This is a genomic window from Advenella sp. RU8, from assembly GCF_048381675.1.
In the GTDB taxonomy this organism is placed as follows: domain Bacteria; phylum Pseudomonadota; class Gammaproteobacteria; order Burkholderiales; family Burkholderiaceae_B; genus Advenella.
The window spans coordinates 217,286-235,453 of the sequence record NZ_JBLWIS010000003.1 but is presented as its reverse complement, the minus strand read 5'-3'; the positions used below and the strand labels follow the sequence as shown (position 1 = coordinate 235,453).

Here is an 18,168-nt window from a genome sequence, read left to right as displayed (position 1 = left end):
AACCCCAAAAAATAGATGATCCATACTGCAAGCAACTCTTGCTGCTCGCAGTATTACTCTTTCATTCAAAACAATTTATGCCTGGTTTTGTTTAAGAACTATCCGTACGCCATAGCCCGCAACAATCGAAATAAGTGACGCAGCCATCAACATGGCAGGCAAAGGCCACCAATGTACCTGGCTAGCAGCAGGCACTAAGAATGCGGCAATAAAAGGGGTTGTGGCGGAAAAAACAATCGCTGAAATAGCTGACACCAAAGCAACTCCGCTATAACGTACCTCCACCGGGAACAGCTCAAATGTCATACTGGATACCACTGCATACACTGAAGCATGTCCCAGCACCAGCGCAATAATGAATGCAAGAGCCATCAGGACAACATTTCCGGTGGAAAAAAGCAGAAACAGCGGTATCGCAAACAACAAAGTAGAAATCGCACCGGTCATAAAAATCTTCAAGGGACTTATCTTATCTGCCAGAATGCCTATCATCACTATCGCAAACAAATCCACTGTCGCCGCCACCAGTAAAATAAGCATCGTTTCACTGCGTGCTATGCCATAACGTTGATTGGCCAGTGAGAGCATATAGGTAGTAATCAAATAAAACAGCACTAGAACACTGGCCTGCAATCCAACACCTACCAGTAACTGCAACGATTTAGTACGAATTACGGTACCGATTGGATTCTTACGGATTTCTTGAGATTTCTTAGCCTCGTTAAACACCTCAGGCTCAGGTACTCTCAGCCGAATGATGACCCCGATCACTACCAGAACAAACCCGGTTAAAAATGGAATCCTCCATCCCCAGCTCATTAAGTCTTCTGTAGGTAATTGAGCGACGGCATACATCACAATACTGGATAGGACTAATGCAAAAGGACTGGCTATCTGCGGTGCTGCTCCATAAAACCGCGCACGATGCTTAGGCGCACTTTCTATGCTCATAATCACCGCACCGCTCCATTCGCCACCCACAGCTACACCTTGTAAAAACCTCAGGCAAGTTAGCAAAATAGGGGCCCAGACTCCTATCTCATTCCATGTAGGCAACAAACCGATCAATCCCGTCGCTGCCCCCATCAATACCATTGTGATCATCAAGGTAGTACGCCTTCCCAAAGTATCACCTAAATGCCCAAAGATAAACGCACCGACTGGCCGTGCTAAAAAAGCCACCCCCAACGTAGCAAATGACGCGAGCAAGCTAACATGCTCTCCTAAGGATGGAAAAAAAATAGTAGAAAAGACCAGACTGGCTGCCGTGGCATAAATAAAGAAGTCAAACCATTCAAGGGTGGTACCGATAAAACTCCCCCAAAAAGCGCGCTGCTGCTGCTTTGTACCAAAACTCTTACTGGCAGCAATTGATATTGTGGACGTGGGTATTGTGGACGTGGTAGTCGTAGTAGACATAGTAAGTACCTTTAGTGAGTCAAAAGAGTTACAAAGATGCGCCAAGCATTCTGAAAAAAACCGTTTCAATTTGGTGCTTTCCCTCAAACAACTCACACAGGTCTACTACTCCCAGTCTTAAAAATCTGTTCATGAATGTCTCCAATTTTATTTTTTACATCTGTAGCAATGTATAGTTTGATTTTTATTGAGTAACGCAGGTATTACGTTGATAAAAAAGCAGCCTGCCCCTCCTTGAGCACCACCTTGTCGTCAACGCGCATCTCAAACACATAACCTGCCTCTACCCTTGCTGCATACAACGTTAAATTCTCGCCAGGTAAAACAGGTGCGCTCAATTTTGCACTAGCCGTTTGCAGGGTTTCGGGAGAAATATTCATCACCGTTGCCAGCAAACGTAATGCAATCCCGAAAGTACATAGACCATGCAGAATAGGCTTGGCAAAGCCATAAGCGCGAGCAACCTCAAAATTGACATGCACCGGATGCAGATCACCTGTCAGCCTATACAAAATGGCTTGATTCTCCGTGGTCTGGTAGCTACCAACTTTCTCCAGTGGCACCTCTACTTTTGCAGCCGCTTTAGGTGCATCTTCTCCTCCCCAACCTCCAATGCCGGGCAGAAAAATAGCATATTTGGCAATAAAGTATTCGGACTCAACGACGATATCAACAATCGTTGCCCGGCCTTTGTCCCATACACCTTCAACCCTGGCATTTGTCACAACACGAGCCTGCACAGGAATCGTCTTTTTAATTTCTATGTATTGCGATACATGCAAGGATTTTTGACGATCATAAACGCCTAAATCACCGCATTTTTCAACTGCCCACAACCCAAGGGTGCTGACAAAACTAGGCAAGGCTTTAAGGCCTTCCTCATACACCAACTCAAGATCGTTTGCCGATGCACCACAAGCAATCGCATACAAAATTAACGTCGATTGATCCCAAACAACCTCTTTACTTCCCAAGTCGTAGCTAACCAAATCATTAAAACTTTCCGGTATATTCACATCACCCCCTTTTTACGTTGAATAATTTGCCTTCTTTCCTCAGAAACCAACAGTTTCTCTCTCAACTGCATCCAGTACGTGTTCGGATGTTTATCACTTTCACGTATAAATTTTTTGGTAATTATTTGCGCTTCCTCAGGCAGCTCAGCGGACGCTTTGGCTAATGCCACAGCCATGTCAAAAGCAGAATTTTTCACATACTCTTTATGCGTCACTAACCGTGTACCTACCGTCTCCTCAATGGAAACAGTTTCACCCAACAACAGTAAGCGCTCAGTCAAGTTGCCCAACAAACCCATTATCTCAACGGCTCGCTCAGGGTTATAAAGAATACCCATCTTGACCGCTGGCAATGCGAATTTTGCATGGAGACTTGCCACACGCACATCACACGCTAAAGCCAAATCCAACCCAGCCCCCATACAAGGCCCATCAATAGCCGCTATACATGTCATGGTGCTCTGTTGTATAGCCAAAACCAACTGGCGCATTAAGTTGTCATATTCCATATCAGAGGCATCACCGCACAAATCATGAAAATCTGCACCCGCCGAAAAGCACTGGCCATTACCCCAAAAAATCAGCGCACGTACCCCACTATGCTCTGCCGCCCTAAACTCAGTCATTAAGCTATTCAACATGGCCCGAGACAGCGCATTTCGCTTCTCTACCCTGTCTATCTTTAAGACCACTACATCTGGGGCTATAGCTAGCGTAGAAATTTCACTCACAGTCATACTCCATCGCTATACGTCTGAAAGTTCAATTCACTTTCTAGCGCTTCGCACAAATTGAGTAACGCCTCATCCGTCTGATATGCACCTACCAGTTGCGCTGACAGTGGCAGGCCCCGCTCCACCCCACACGGTATGGCCGCAGCTGGCACTCCAGCCACATTAAATGGACTGGTAAACGGAAATGCCCCCCATAGCCGACTAACTTTTTTACCATCAACATGACTGGGTCGTTCGCCAATCGTAAAAGCTGGCGTTGCCACAGTTGGGGTCAACAAATAGTCATAACTCTCAAACAGACGGGCAACCTTGGCTTGGTATTCCAGCTGTTTTTGCCTTGCATCACGCACCTGTTCAGGCGTTAATGTTTGCGCTGCACGTAAGCTGGATAGCTCATAGTCGGTTAACTCATTCTCGCAATACGTCAATAAATGGCCGCGCTCACGCCATTCCTCAGCCAACACCAACGGGCCAAAACTCTGTTCCCATCCTGAAAAACTGGGATCAATGCTGTCCACCTGATGGCCCATTCTGCTTAATACTGTTGCAACGTTACTGACAGCGGCTCGAATAGCTGGATCTACTGGCTGCCCATCTAAGGATTCGCAATAACCGATTCGGAACCTTTTCAGTCCATCCGGTGCACGATGAAATTCCCGCTCAGCCAACACAGATAAAAACAAACGTGCATCTGCCACACAAGTAGTCAGTGGACCGGCACACGCAAAATCACTCATGGCCCTAAAACCACCTTCGTCAGGACACAGGCCATAACTAGGTTTAAACCCAAAAACACCTGTCATGGCAGCCGGAATACGGATGGACCCTCCCCCATCAGCGCCTAGTGCAATAGGCGCATAGCCAGCAGCGACCGAAGCAGCAGCACCACCGCTTGATCCTCCTGGTGTCTTTTCTATATCCCAGGGGTTTCCGGTAACTAAACCCAACTTATTTTCATTTGTCGCAGATTGCCCAAACTCCGCTGTATTCGTCTTACCTAAAAAGACAGCACCAGCGTTGTATAACCTACGAATTACCCCACTATGCTCTAGTGCATGATGGTGCTTAAACACACGGGAACCTTTGGTTGTCACATAACCAGCCAAGTCAAAGGTATCTTTGATCGTAACTGGTACACCCTCCAGCGCTCGGGGAGTACCGGCTTTATAGTTTGCGTCGGCTGTCCGTGCTTGCTGCATGGCCAACTCTGGTGTCAAAAGCGTCATAGCCTGGATACGAGGCTCTTTTTCCTGAATACGCTCAAGCAATGCAGCCGTTACCTCCACGGCAGACTGCTGACTCTCCTGAAAACGCTGCATGAGTTTCCAGGCTGGCGTCGTCGCCTCTACCAGATCTTTATGATTAAGGTTAAGCATGAGGGTGCACCCCTCCGCTAACGCCATAGGTTTCACCGGTAATATAGCCAGCCTTATCACTTAACAAGAAAGCGGTGAGATACGCCACATCCTCTGGGGTACCCAAACGATTCAAAAACGATTTTTTCTGTAAATAGCTATCAAAAAACTCATCTGGATAAATTTTTCGTAAAAAATCGTTATAAATCAAGCCAGGGGCAATAGCATTAATACGAATCCCTGCTTTGCCATTTTCTGCTGCAGCAACTCGAGTCAATGCCATCACGCCTGCTTTTGCTGCTGAATATGCAGCACCGTGCTCTGTCGTCATTTCCCAAGCAGAAATAGAAGAAATATTAACAATAGAACCCGCATTAGCCTGGATCATATAAGGCAACGCATGCCGCATACAATTAAATGTACCGGTCAGGTCTATATTGAGACATTTGTTCCATGTCTCAATACTCATCTCAGCCACGGGTTCAATTTTGGACCAGCCAGCATTGTTAACCAAACAGTCAATCCGGCCAAACTTCTCTATCACAGCGGCAAAAACTTGCTCGACCTCTTGGTGATCACTTACATCCATTTTGAAATACGGGCACTCGAGTCCTGCGGACTGCGTCAACTCTTCAGACAATTTTTGCATACGCCCTTCATGCAAATCAGTAATTACCACATGCATATTCTCTGAAGCCAACTGTCTTGCAATGGCAGAGCCTATGCCCGCACCAGCTGCTGCCGTAACGATCGCTACCTTAGGTTGTGTCATGTCTTTCCTCTCTTTATATTAAAAAATTTTTGCAATTGCAGCCGCTAACTGTTCAGGCTGATCTACGGCCATTAAATGACCAGCATCGGGAATAACAACTAACTGAGCCGATGGCATAGCCGCTAACAATATATCAGCAGCTTTTTGTGGACAATAATGATCGCGCTCACCCTGAACAACGTGCACCGGTACTTGAATCGCCCCTAACCGTTCAGTCATTGGCGCCTGCGATAATCCAACCATAGCCTTGGCCGCATTGATATAACCTTTAGCATCACCCACCGCAGCGATGCGTTGGCGAGCAACTGTCTGTACTTGCTCATGCTTACTCACAATTTGCCCTGCCGTATCACTTTCCAACGCTTGAAAAAATGTAGGGAGGTCTGACTCTGCCTGTGAAATACGTTCCTCAAAAAAGCTGGCTGCCGCCCGCCCTACTTTGCTTGAAGTTCCCACCACTATGGCTTGACGGACCAAATCAGGACGTTGCAAAGCCGCTTCAAGCACAATCACCCCCCCTAAAGAGAAGCCAACACAAATCGCAGATCCTGTTACAGACTCGATAAAGCGCAATAAATCTGCTGCCAGTTGCTCCACTGTGCCGTTTCCCTCACCCGCTGTCGTTTCTCCATGCCCACGCAAATCAACCGCATAGATACTTATAGGGGCCTTAATCAGACTGATAACTTGCTTCCAACTGCTATGATCTTCAGCCAATCCGTGTACCATAACAACCGCAGGACCTTCACCTGTTTTGCTAAACGCAACCTTAATGTCTCCTACATCGACATGTTGTAACTTGCCATTTGAGATGTCGCTTTGTGCTAACATTGGCCTAGCCTCCTTTGTGCTAACATTGATTTATTATCTTAAAGTAAGTATTTTTCTGTTAATTTTCAGATATTCTATGTCAGCCCACCCAAAAAAACAATAGTGACGTCACTTTTTTTATGATTGATAAAAATTCTCCACATTCTCTAAAAATTCCCCAGCCTACCACACCAAAAGGTAAAGCCACTGTCGCAAGGATTCTAACTGCAGGGCACGATCTTTTTGGTGAAACAGGCTATGTAGCCATGCGTATGAGTGATTTGGCCGAAAAATCCAATTTATCGCTCGGTGCTCTATATCGCTATTTTGAAAATAAAGACGATGTTTTTCTCGCCATAATCAATAACATTCATCAGCAACTCTATGCTGCAAGTAGGGTAAATACCGATCAAAGATTTTCAACTCACCCATATGAAACCATCCAGCAATCCAATTTAGGGTATCTCACACATTACCTAAACCATCGACACGTCATGAAAGCCTTTATAGAAGCAACCATGGTCGAAAAAAAATATACTGACATGTGGTGGTACATGCGCGAATCACATATTCAGCGCGTTTCCAACGCGCTAAAACGCGACCATAACAAAACAGAATTAAATGGTGAACCCATCAGACACACATTAGAGGCACTCGTCTCTATGACAGAACAATCAGCCTTTGTATGGTATGCCGTACCTAGTGCAACAGAAAAAGTCATCAATCCAGAACAAGCAGCCAAAATTGTTAGTGATATATGGTTTCTTTCTCTGTTCCATGCCATTTAAAGGTAAGCATCCGGTAAAGCCATCTTTTCAAGTCATTAATAAAAGATGGCTTTACCGGACGTATAAGCTAAGAGAACAGTTTTTACAAGAAAACAATACTCATCTCTATTTCCCGGCTAAATGAGCAACATCAGTGGCTGATTGACGAGATAGTTCTATGAACGCTCGTATGTAATCAATGCCAACATCTGTCTCGCGCGCACCCAGATAAATTTGCTTGGCGATACCATGCACGCCTAATCGCACAGGCACCACATTCATCTTGGCCGCATATTCATCGACTAACCAACGTGGTAGAGCGGCCACTCCACGTCCACTAGCCACCATTTGCATCATGATGTCAGTGGTCTCTATGGTTTTATGGCTCTTGGGAGTGACACCTGCCGGCAACAGGAACTGGTTGTAAATATCCAGGCGCTCAATCTCTACCGGATAACTGATAAGCACTTCATGGATTAAATGCTGTGGTTTTAGGTAGGGCAAAGAAGCCAAGCTATGCCCTTTTTGAACAACCAGCACCTGCTCATAGTCAAATACGGGTTCGAACTTAAGTCCTGGCTTGAACAGCGGGTCGGGCGTTACCAATAAATCAATTTCATAGCCGAATAAAGCCCCTATTCCGCCAAACCGAAACTTTTGCTTAACGTCTACCTCCACATCAGGCCATGCCGCCAAATAGGGAGCAACCACTTTAAGTAGCCAGCGGTAACAAGGATGGCATTCCATGCCAATACGCAGTGAACCACGTTTGCCCTGGGCGAATTGACCCAGGCGCTCTTCGGCCAAATCCAATTGCGGAAGCACTCTGTTCGCCACTGCCAACAAGTACTGCCCGGCCTGCGTCAACCGCAGGCTTCGCCCTTCACGCAACCAGATATCGGTGCCCAATTGTTGTTCCAGCTTTTTTATGCTGTGACTCAGCGCCGACTGTGTCAGGTTTAGCACACCAGCGGCCGCCGTTAAAGACCCTTGTTTTTCAACTTCATGGATGATACTGAGGTGGATACGTTCAAGCATAATTATGATTTATATTCATCAATTAATGAAATAATACCATTTTACTTCATTAAACAACCTAGGTACCATTCCTTACCATAGCTTATTTATATTTTAACGTGGCAATGATCAATATTCACTAAATCGAATTACACAAGGGCTTAGGTAGGCTTCTCAGCGTGCGCGTGTTCACTATTCAAATCCCTCAATGATGACGTGATGCCTCAAGTGAAGCTTGCGAATAAAACCACCCAACTGCAAAAAAGACATGCAGTTAAAACACTAAAAACCCGGCTGTAAATAGTTTGCACCTTCTTGACTCTCATTTAGAAGAACAACTAACCCAATCATCACAATCATGCAGCACTAAGCCCGCAAATTGCGCGGTTCAGGTACTGCATAAATTAAGTTTTATGGAAGTAAAAATGGCACGACCCATGCGTGTAGTAGCAGTTTCAGGCGGCTTGCAACGACCCTCCCGATCTGCGGTCTTCGCCGAATACTTGTCGGGTTTGATTGCCAAGGAAATTCCCTGCCAGCAATGCCTGATCGAATTGGCCCAACTCGCGCCCCAGCTTGCCGGTGCGGTCTGGCGCTCGCAGCTACCCGACACAGTGGAGCAGGCACTTGCCAAGGTTGAGCAAGCTGACATTCTGGTAGTGGTAACCCCGGTTTTTCGTGGTGCGTACACAGGACTGTTTAAACACTTTTTTGACTTTATTCATCAGGATGCCTTGATTGACATACCCGTTTTGCTAGCCGCAAATGGGGGCAGTGAGCGCCATTCACTGGTGATTGATCACCAGCTAAGGCCACTGTTCAGTTTCTTTCAGGCGCGCACGTTACCGTTGGGCATATACGCGACAGATAAGGATTTTCTGGACTACCGCCTGCACAACGGACGCTTGATAGAGCGAGCGAAACTCACCATCCAGCGCGCCTTGCCCTTGATCAAATTAAGTACCCATGCGTGCACTTATCCTGTTGGCAACCTGATTGACGCCTAAACAAATATCCGTCTATTCCTTATCAATTAGCCCATTAGATTGCAATGAACCAAACCTTTACTTTTAGCCTCAAAAGCACCTGCTTTGATGAAAACTATCATCCCTCAGACAGCACGCGCTTAACCACTAACTTTGCCAACCTCGCAAGAGGCGCGAACAGGCAGCAAAATCTGCGCAACACTTTGCGCATGATCAGCAATCGCTTCAACGACCTGGCGCACTGGGACAATCCCACAAGAAATCGCTATACCGTTGAACTCGAGATCATTTCCGTTGAAATGAGCCTGAATTCCCACAGCAATGATGAAGCATTTCCACTCATCGAGATGCTGAAGACCACCATCGTCGACAAACAGACAAACCAACGTATTGATGGCATTGTGGGCAACAGTTTTTCATCGTACATACGCGATTATGACTTCAGTGTCTTACTGCCGGCACACAATGCCAATCAAGCACCATTTAGCATGCCAGATTGCTTTGGCGACTTGCATGGCAAGTTGTTCAAGCACTTTGTCTCCTCAGAGGCCTATCAAAAGCGCTTCCACAAGGCTCCTGTTATTTGTATCAGTGTTTCAACAAGCAAGACCTATCAGCAAACTGGCAATCATCATCCCATCCTGGGTGTTGAGTATCAACAGAGTGAACTGTCCTCTACCGATCATTACTTTGCAAAAATGGGAATGCAGGTTCGCTTTTTTATGCCCCCAAACGCAGTTGCGCCATTGGCTTTCTATTTTTTTGGCGACCTGCTGAGCGATTATTCAAATCTTGAGTTGATCGGCACCATTAGCACAATGGAAACTTTTCAGAAAATTTATCGACCCGAAATTTATAACGCAAACGCTAGGGCCGGAAAACTTTATCAACCAAGCTTGAAGTACCAAGACTATTCCTTAACGCAAATTTCCTATGACCGGGTAGAACGCAGTCAACTGGCCGTCAAGCAAGGTAAATATACCGAAGAGCAATTCATAAAACCGCACAAGCAATTGCTTGAGAAATGGGCAGCCGACTACGCGGACTAACACATTACATAGGGTGCGTCCGGGCAAATTCCCCTGACTGGCAAACATGCATTTGTATTGTTTGCACCGCTTTCTTGATGCAGGCTACAGTCGTTACAGTTGGCGCAGCCATCCGCAACAGCGCACTCTTTCTTCTTTCTTTTAAAGGAAATTTCAAATGTTTGAAACCTCTATTACCGGCAGCCTGCCTAAACCAGAGTGGCTGGCTGAAACCAATAAGCTATGGCCCCAATGGAAGGTCCAGGGCGATGCGCTTCGCCAGGCCAAGGCAGATGCCACTTTGCTTTGGATCAAAGCGCAGGAAGATGCCGGCCTGGACATTGTGTGTGACGGCGAACAATCGCGACAGCATTTTGTTCATGGTTTCCTCGAACAGGTTGAGGGCATTGATTTCGAAAATAAAGTACAAATGGGTATCCGCGACAATCGCTACAATGCAATGGTGCCGCAAGTCATTTCACCCTTGCGCCTTAAGGGGCGCGTACACGACTTCGAAGCACAATTGGCCCGTGCGCACACCAAGAAGAAGCTAAAATTTACGCTTCCCGGCCCCATGACCATTGTTGATACCGTTGCTGACCGCTTCTACGGCGATAAATTTAAGTTGGCGTTGGCTTTTGCTGAATTACTTAACCAAGAAGCACTGGCTCTCCAGGCCGACGGCGTAGACATCATCCAGTTTGACGAACCCGCTTTCAATGTGTACATGAAAGAGGCAGCTGAGTGGGGGGTGCAGGCACTAGAGCGAGCCATACAGGGCTTAACCTGCACAACAGCCGTGCACATCTGTTATGGCTACGGCATTCAAGCCAATACCGACTGGAAAAGTACCTTAGGTGAAGAATGGCGTCAGTATGAGACCGTATTTCCCGCACTTGCCCGCAGCCGTATTGATCAGGTCAGCCTGGAATGCATCCATTCCCATGTGCCCCCTGAGTTGATGAAGCTTCTGGCTGGAAAAGACGTGTTAGTCGGCGTCATCGATGTGGCTAGTGATGTGGTCGAAACACCCGAAGAGGTAGCGGACACCATAGGGCAAGCGTTAGCGTTCGTACCGAAAGAAAGACTGTTCCCGTGCACAAACTGCGGTCTGGCACCGATGGCGCGCGAGGTGGCGTTACGCAAACTCGAAGCGCTTGCCAAGGGCACCAGGCTAGCCAAGGAACGACTCACTTCTGCTTGAAATATACCTGAAATATAATGAGGGAAAAAAGTGCCTGGTAAACGCTAGTCGAGTCACCATGTATGATGTATGCTTGATACAACGCTGCATTTTATTGTGTAGCACCCTAAAAAATATGGCGTAGTTTCAAGCAAAGGAAAAACATGAACAAGAAAAACGAGCCCGATCCGGACGAAGTGGCATTAATTGAATGGTGTATTGAAGTGGAAGGCTTTTTAGTTAAGGCCGGCGCAACGCTACGCGAAGCGCAAGACTATATTGAAGAGCATGCCGAGTGGTTTACAGATATGTTCTATGAAGGTTTAACACCTGAAGAAGCAGCCAAAGAAGCACTAAATTAAGCGGCCGCGTCAATTCACCCTCATTTGGAGCCTGTAAATTAAACTGTGTAAACCATCTATCATTACACCCATACCGGGTAAAGGATAGATCACATGGACAAAAAGAAACTGGAAGCGTTTGCTCGCGAGGCAGCCAAAGGCTTGAAGACCGAAAAGGACCTGAATGAATTCAGCCAGATGCTGACCAAGATTACGGTCGAGGCGGCACTCAATGCCGAACTTGATGAGCATCTGGGCTACGAGCGGCATCAGTCTTCAGACAACACCAACAACCGCAATGGTTAGACCGCCAAAACCGTCAAGACAGAAGATGGCCAATTCGAGATGAACACGCCTCGGGACCGTGACGGCAGCTTTGAGCCCAGGCTGGTTAAAAAGGGCCAGACACGTTTTACCTCAATGGATGACAAGATCCTGAGCCTTTACGACAAAGGCATGACGACCCGTGAAATCGTGGCAACCTTCAAGGAAATGTACGGTGCCGACATTGCACCCACCCTGATCTCCAAAGTCACCGAAGCAGTGATCGACAAGGTTGATGAGTGGCAATCGCGCCCGCTGGAATCGGTTTACCCGATCGTCTATCTGGACTGCATTGTGGTCAAGATCCGACAGGACAAGCAAGTCATCAACAAAGCCCTTTATCTAGCGCTGGGGTCAATTTAGAAGGCCATAAGGAACTGTTGGGCATGTGGCTGTCTGAGAAAGAGGGCGCCAAGTTCTGGTTAGGCGTGCTCACGGAATTGCAAAATCGTGGCGTCAAAGACATCCTCATTGCCTGCGTAGATGGGCTCAAAGGCTTCCCGGATGCGATCAGTGCAGCGTATCCGCAGACCCAAATCCAGCTGTGCATTGTTCATCTGGTACGCAACGCGATGAAGTATGTACCCTACAAGGACTACAAGGCAGTTGCTGCTGGACTCAAGCGTATTTACCACTCTGCCACCGAGCAGGAAGCCTTGCGGGAACTGGAGCTGCTTGCCCAGCAATGGGATGACAAATATCCACAGATCAGCCGTAGCTGGCGTACCCACTGGCCGAACCTGAATACCCTGTTTCGCTATCCGGAGGATATTCGAAAAGCCATTTACACCACCAATGCCATCGAATCCCTGAACAGCGTCATTCGTAAGGCCATCAGCAAGCGCAAGTTGTTCCCGACCGACGATTCAGCCAGAAAAGTTATTTACCTTGCCATCATGGATGCGTCCAAAAAATGGACCATGCCAATTCGCAACTGGAAGCTTGCACTGAATCGGTTTATTATTGAGTTTGAGGATCGCATCAGCGATTATGTATAACCCAGACGGTTACACAGAATTATTTACACCCTCTTAATTTACCCACCCTCCTTCCCTGGTAGTAAAAAATCCCCCTATTTAGGGGCTTTCTTTTTGTATATATGTTACGATATATTCAGGCGTTGTATATTGACACACAAAATTGCTACACAGCGTATTTATTTTTGATGTAAGCGCTTGATTTTAAGATATTGGCGCAATTGTTTTTGGACTCCCTCCATCTCCGCCAAAGATACTGAAAAGCCCTTGAAATAAATTCAAGGGCTTTTTTTATTACCTGTAGCAAGGGATGAAAAGAACCATCCCAAAACCGTCAACTAATCCAGGCGCTGTACTATCGTTGCCGTTGCCATACCATGGCCGATACACATTACTTGCAGCCCAAGCTCTCCGTCAACATGACGTAATCCTGATAACATCTTGGCCATTAAACCCGCGCCCGTCCCACCTAAAGGATGACCATGTGCGATGGCACCGCCCCAAGGATTAAGAATCTCTGTATCAGGCTTGAACTCACGCTCAAAAGCAAGTGCCACACTGGCAAATGCTTCGTTGACTTCTATCCAGTCCAAATCGTCAATTGTTAAACCGGCTTTTACAAGTGCCTGACGTGTAGCTGGAATAATCCCGGTTAATTGCATGACAGGATCGGAACCAAGCACAACGCGTGCCAGAAATTTCGCCTTGGGTTTAAACCCCAGCTCAATGGCGGCACCATAACGCCCCACCAATACCGCCGCTGCACCGTCAGACATCTGGCTTGCATTGGCCGCGGTCACTTTACCCGTTTCCGCAGACCTGAAAACAGGCGCCATCGCATCCATACGGGCTCTATCAATCACCTCCCTGATGCCTTCATCACGATCCAGTGTGATGGTATTACCTTCCTTATCAACACCTGGTAAAGGGATGATTTCGGCGTGTAAGCCTGCATCACGTGCAGCCTTGGCGCGTGCGTGACTTTCGACCGCGTAATCATCCAATTGTGAACGCGTTAAGGACCAATGGTCAGCAATAAGTTCGGCACTTTCTACCTGATGCGGAATAACAAAACGTTTGACCAGGTCCGGATGCAAATTATCAAAGCCGGTAAAGTCATGCTGCCCTAAAGTCATATCCAGAAACATCGGAACCCGACTCATGCTTTCCACACCACACGCAATGGCAAAATCCATATCTTGCATACCGACAGCCTGAGCCGCGGCATGAAGCGCATACTGGCTGGAACCACACATACGGTTCATCGTAACACCAGGCACGCTTTCAGGAAAACCGGCAACCAATAAAGCCTGGCGTGCTATATTTCCGCCCTGCTCACCTGCCTGGCTAACGCAGCCTGCCAATACATCACCTACCATGGAAGTCTGCACACCAGAGCGACTGACAAGTGCTTTAAGTGCGGTGGCAAGCAAAGTATCGGGACGCGTATTTCTTAATGCGCCACCACGACGACCAAACACCGTACGCACAGCTTCCAGAATCACCGCTTCATTAGAATCTATCTTATTCATATGTTTAACCTTTATATGATGAATTAAATCAACTCACGTGCGATGATATTGCGTTGTATTTCTGAAGTGCCTTCATAAATTTGCAGTACCTTCGCATCACGGAAAAGCTTTTCTGCAGGGTACTCGGTTGAATAACCCATACCGCCAAATATTTGTATGGTTTCAGTGGCTGCCCACATCGCCGAGTCCGCCGCATTCACTTTAGCCATCGACGCCTCTATCGTATTATTCAGCCCACAATCCAGGCGCCATGCTGATTGATAAGTCAGCAAACGTGCTGCCTCCAGGCGCAAACGCATATCGGCCAGTTTATGGGCAATGGCCTGATGGCTCATCAAGGACTTACCCATCGACTGACGCTGGCTGGCATAGGCAAGCGATTCGTCAAAACAACGCTGTATCAAGCCAACACCAAAAGCCGCTACCATTGGCCTGGTGCGGTCAAACACTTTCATGGCGATTGAAAACCCACTGCCTTCTTCACCCAAAAGCTGACTATCGGGAACAAATACCCCATCCAGAAACACTTCACACGCTGGTGCGGCCTTTTGTCCCATCTTGGAAAGTGGCGTACCCACAGATAATCCCTCACTATCCGTTTCCACAATGAAAACGGATAAGCCCTTATGGCCTGCTTGGGCATCCGTTTTGGCAAATACCACAAAAAATTCCGCCATATTAGCGTTGGAAATCCATATTTTGCTACCTGTTAAGCGATAGCCCCCCGGGACCTTTTCTGCCTTGGTTTTAATGGAGGCAACATCCGAACCTGCTGAAGGCTCTGTCAGTGCGAAACTTGCCATCGCTCCCGATGTGAGACGTTTAAGGTATTTTTCTTTTTGTTCGTGCGTTCCTGCCATAACGATAGGTTCTGCGGCCAAGGTATTGATACATAAAGCAGCACCAATGCCCAAACAAGCATGGCAAAGCGACTCTGTTATCAGCACCAACTCCATGCAACCAAGACCGGCACCGCCATATTGTTGTGGCAATACTGAATTTAGCAGCCCCAAGGAAAATGCATTGCGATAAATATGCATGGGAAATTGTGCATCCTTATCTGCCTGACTCGCTATGCCTTGTATTTCTTTCTTTGAGAACTGTTGCGCCAAGGCCTGTATTTGCTTCTGCTCTTCAGTCAATTCAAATTGCATCTTACTACTCCTAAATACTGGCGCATGTCACAAAACGCAAGCAACAGACACCCATACAGCCATGTTTGGGCTGCTAATAATCATAAAAAATTCAAGGACGTAAACTGCCTGGAAAACTAGGCGTACAGGGCCTCTATTTCTGTCTCATAAGTCTTATGAATGCTACTACGCTTTACTTTCATGGTTGCGGTTACCTCACCATCATCATGGTCCAGTTCCTTCGTCAGTAAATGAAAGCGTCTAATGTTTGCGACGGGTGCCAAAAGGGCGTTGCCTTTAGCGACCTCGGACTCGATGAGTTTTTTTACCTCATCAAGCTCCGTAAGCGAGCGGAAATGCGTAAAAGCTATTTGACGTGTTTCCGCCCACTTTGACACGGTTTCCAAGTCAATTTCTATCAATGCAGAAACAAACCGGCGACCGTCTGCAATGACGATACACTCTTTGATGTAAGGGCTACCCTTCATCGTATTTTCTATTTCTGATGGCGTGATGTTTTTGCCACCTGCGGTAATCATGATGTCCTTCATGCGATCAACGATATAAAGCTGACCATTGCGCTCGTTAACAACGTCCCCCGTATGCAACCATCCATCAACAATGGTTTTAGCCGTTTCAGCTTCATTTTTATAATAACCGGCAAAGACCATCGGCCCACGCAACAATAATTCACCCGTCTCCGGGGCCAACTTGTACTCAGTACCGTAGGTAACCATGCCTACAGAAGCCGGATGGGGATCATCAAGAGGTTGCCCTGTTACCATTCCTGTGGACTCTGTCAGACCATACACTTCTACAATGGGTACACCTATGGTACGAAAAAACTTGACGACGGTAGGTGGGACGGGCGCTGCTCCCGTCAAGGCCACCCGGCAATTACGCAAGCCGATAAAGTTTTGTAAGGCACGCAAAATAATCCAGTACCAAAACCCGTAAATCACATTTTCTTTTAGGCTGCGGGCACTTTTTGGTTTGTATCTGAATGGCTCACACGCCGCGATGGCTTTATTAAACAACCACCGGCGAAAGCGTCCTGTTTCAGTGATTTTGATCGCGATGGATGAATAGAGTTTTTCCCAAATACGTGGTACACCCAAAAACAAGGTAGGCGCCAGTTCACGCAAGTCTTCCTGAACGGTGCGTATGGATTCACCAAAACAAACCACCGATCCCAGATAAATGGGAACAAAGGTAGTCAGCATTTGCTCGGCCACATGACACAAAGGCAAATACGATAAATGGCTTGAGTCTGGCTGAAGCTTCAGGCGTTCTATGATGCCTGGCGTCACGCCATGTATGTTGGCGTAGCTGATCATCGCCCCCTTGGGCTTACCCGTAGAGCCGGAGGTATAAATGATAAGCCCTATGTCTTGCATCGTTTGTTTGGTCAACACTTCATCAACAAGTCCGGAATGCGTCTTTTCATACGCTTTGCCGGCTTGCTCAACATCACTATACAGTACGGCAATATCGGCAATACGTTCATCAGTATTACGAAAACCATCAGGCTCGATAATAATGACATGCTTAAGCTGCGGCAGTTCATGCAAAGACTCAGCAACTTTGTCGGCCTGCTCCTGATCTTCACACACGACAATTTCAGAGTCCGAATGGTTCAAGATATAAGCAACCTCGGGGGCGGGGCTGGTTGGATAAACGCCAACGGTGACCACACCCACCATGCCACAGCCTAATTGAGCCAACACCCATTCTGAACGGTTTTCAGAAATTATTCCAACATGGCCGTTGTCAGAAAGGCCTAGTGACTTCATGCCTAAGCCAAACCATACAGCACGTTGATAGTAAGTAGCCCACGTCAGGGGCTGCCATATACCGTAATCTTTTTGGTGTAAGGCAACTTTATCAGGCTCTTGTTGCGCGCGCTTACGCAGCATTTGCGGCAACGTTAATTGTGAAATTAAATGATGACTCATAATTATGACAACCAGCGTTTACGGCGTTTGTAATGTTTAATGTTCTTGAAGCTTTTGGCCTCACCCCCACTACCAACACCTAAATAGAATTCACGAACGTCCGGATCATTCGCTAAAAACCCAGCCGACCCATCGGTAACTATTTTGCCCATTTCCATGATGTAACCATAATGAGAGATGGCTAAGGCAATTGATGCATTCTGCTCTACAAGCAGCATAGACACCCCCTGTTCAGCATTAATCCTGGCGATAATTTGAAAGATATTTTCCACCAGCAAAGGCGCCAAACCCAGCGAAGGTTCATCCAATAAAATAAGCTTCGGTTTCGCAATCAAGGCCCGTCCAATAGCCAACATTTGCTGTTCGCCACCAGACAAATAACCGGCCAAACCATGACGACGCTCATAAAGCCGTGGAAAGTACTCATACACCAGTTCAAAGTCTGGTTTCAGCCCTTGACGACCATTCAGTGCATAAGTCGCTGCCACGAGATTTTCTTCTACCGTCAAGTCTTCAAACACACGGCGGCCTTCCATGACATGAAACAAGCCGGCACGGACTAATTCATGCGGTCGCTTTTGTGATACCGGCTTGCCGTCAAAGCGAATGCGTCCATCGGTAAGTTCGCCATCTTCCAGCGCCAACAACGCCGATATGGCTTTAAGCGTAGTGCTTTTACCTGCCCCGTTGGATCCCAGCAAAGCCACGATTTGGCCTTGCTCAACGCGCAGCGACAGCCCACGTAGAGCCTGAACACTCTTATTGTAAAAAACCTCAATATTGTTTAGTTCCAGTACGGAAGCTGTCGCTCGCATGACA

16 protein-coding genes and 1 pseudogene are annotated in these 18,168 nt (G+C 47.1%); 6 read left to right on the top strand and 11 right to left on the bottom strand.

Annotated features, from left to right (window positions below; translation table 11 throughout):
* Positions 1–75: 75 nt before the first annotated feature.
* From ACM5Q9_RS06090 to ACM5Q9_RS06065, 6 genes are all read right to left on the bottom strand, one after another.
* Complete coding sequence (locus ACM5Q9_RS06090) at positions 76–1,419, bottom strand: MFS transporter (RefSeq protein ID WP_418143840.1); 1,344 nt, start codon at positions 1,417–1,419, stop codon at positions 76–78.
* A gap of 203 nt (positions 1,420–1,622) precedes the next feature.
* Positions 1,623–2,435 (bottom strand): MaoC/PaaZ C-terminal domain-containing protein, encoded by an 813-nt coding sequence (locus ACM5Q9_RS06085; protein ID WP_418143839.1) that lies wholly within the window; start codon positions 2,433–2,435, stop codon positions 1,623–1,625.
* Entirely contained in the window at positions 2,432–3,166 is a 735-nt protein-coding gene (locus ACM5Q9_RS06080; protein WP_418143838.1) for an enoyl-CoA hydratase/isomerase family protein, read from the bottom strand. Before ACM5Q9_RS06080 ends, ACM5Q9_RS06085 begins: the two co-directional genes overlap by 4 nt.
* A gap of 2 nt (positions 3,167–3,168) precedes the next feature.
* Positions 3,169–4,572, bottom strand: a complete 1,404-nt coding sequence (locus ACM5Q9_RS06075) for an amidase (RefSeq protein ID WP_418143837.1) — start codon at positions 4,570–4,572, stop codon at positions 3,169–3,171.
* Positions 4,538–5,296: an SDR family NAD(P)-dependent oxidoreductase gene (locus tag ACM5Q9_RS06070; RefSeq protein ID WP_418143836.1), complete on the bottom strand. Its 759-nt coding sequence runs from the start codon at positions 5,294–5,296 to the stop codon at positions 4,538–4,540. Before ACM5Q9_RS06070 ends, ACM5Q9_RS06075 begins: the two co-directional genes overlap by 35 nt.
* Before the next feature lie 18 nt (positions 5,297–5,314).
* On the bottom strand, positions 5,315–6,127 hold the full coding sequence (locus tag ACM5Q9_RS06065) for an alpha/beta fold hydrolase (RefSeq protein WP_418143835.1): 813 nt from the start codon (positions 6,125–6,127) through the stop codon (positions 5,315–5,317).
* 119 nt (positions 6,128–6,246) lie between these two features.
* On the opposite strand from ACM5Q9_RS06065, the gene ACM5Q9_RS06060 reads away from it, so the two are divergent.
* A complete protein-coding gene (locus ACM5Q9_RS06060) occupies positions 6,247–6,894 on the top strand; it encodes a TetR/AcrR family transcriptional regulator (protein ID WP_418143834.1) in 648 nt (215 codons plus the stop codon).
* Positions 6,895–6,999: 105 nt separating this feature from the next.
* On the opposite strand, the gene ACM5Q9_RS06055 is transcribed toward ACM5Q9_RS06060, so the two are convergent.
* Positions 7,000–7,911 carry a LysR family transcriptional regulator gene (locus ACM5Q9_RS06055; protein ID WP_418143833.1) on the bottom strand — a complete coding sequence of 304 codons (912 nt, stop codon included), beginning with the start codon at positions 7,909–7,911 and terminating at the stop codon, positions 7,000–7,002.
* 404 nt (positions 7,912–8,315) lie between these two features.
* Between ACM5Q9_RS06055 and msuE the strand changes: the two genes are divergently transcribed.
* From msuE to ACM5Q9_RS06030, 5 genes and pseudogenes are all read left to right on the top strand, one after another.
* On the top strand, positions 8,316–8,897 hold the full coding sequence (msuE, locus tag ACM5Q9_RS06050; protein ID WP_418143832.1) for an FMN reductase: 582 nt from the start codon (positions 8,316–8,318) through the stop codon (positions 8,895–8,897).
* 44 nt (positions 8,898–8,941) lie between these two features.
* A complete protein-coding gene (locus tag ACM5Q9_RS06045; protein WP_418143831.1) occupies positions 8,942–9,925 on the top strand; it encodes a DUF1852 domain-containing protein in 984 nt (327 codons plus the stop codon).
* Between the two features lie 157 nt (positions 9,926–10,082).
* The gene (locus ACM5Q9_RS06040; RefSeq protein ID WP_418143830.1) at positions 10,083–11,108 is read left to right on the top strand and encodes a methionine synthase; all 1,026 of its coding nucleotides are present in this window, start codon (positions 10,083–10,085) and stop codon (positions 11,106–11,108) included.
* A 143-nt stretch (positions 11,109–11,251) separates the two neighbouring features.
* Positions 11,252–11,449: a hypothetical protein gene (locus ACM5Q9_RS06035; RefSeq protein WP_418143829.1), complete on the top strand. Its 198-nt coding sequence runs from the start codon at positions 11,252–11,254 to the stop codon at positions 11,447–11,449.
* A 93-nt stretch (positions 11,450–11,542) separates the two neighbouring features.
* A pseudogene (locus ACM5Q9_RS06030) lies at positions 11,543–12,750 on the top strand (IS256 family transposase).
* A 317-nt stretch (positions 12,751–13,067) separates the two neighbouring features.
* On the opposite strand, the gene ACM5Q9_RS06025 reads toward ACM5Q9_RS06030, so the two are convergent.
* The 4 genes from ACM5Q9_RS06025 to ACM5Q9_RS06010 form a co-directional block, all read right to left on the bottom strand.
* Entirely contained in the window at positions 13,068–14,261 is a 1,194-nt protein-coding gene (locus ACM5Q9_RS06025; RefSeq protein ID WP_418143828.1) for a thiolase family protein, read from the bottom strand.
* A 23-nt stretch (positions 14,262–14,284) separates the two neighbouring features.
* Positions 14,285–15,415 (bottom strand): acyl-CoA dehydrogenase family protein, encoded by a 1,131-nt coding sequence (locus ACM5Q9_RS06020; RefSeq protein WP_418143827.1) that lies wholly within the window; start codon positions 15,413–15,415, stop codon positions 14,285–14,287.
* 116 nt (positions 15,416–15,531) lie between these two features.
* The gene (locus ACM5Q9_RS06015) at positions 15,532–17,349 is read right to left on the bottom strand and encodes an AMP-dependent synthetase/ligase (RefSeq protein ID WP_418143826.1); all 1,818 of its coding nucleotides are present in this window, start codon (positions 17,347–17,349) and stop codon (positions 15,532–15,534) included.
* Between the two features lie 2 nt (positions 17,350–17,351).
* Complete coding sequence (locus tag ACM5Q9_RS06010) at positions 17,352–18,164, bottom strand: ABC transporter ATP-binding protein (RefSeq protein WP_418143825.1); 813 nt, start codon at positions 18,162–18,164, stop codon at positions 17,352–17,354.
* Positions 18,165–18,168 lie beyond the last annotated feature (4 nt).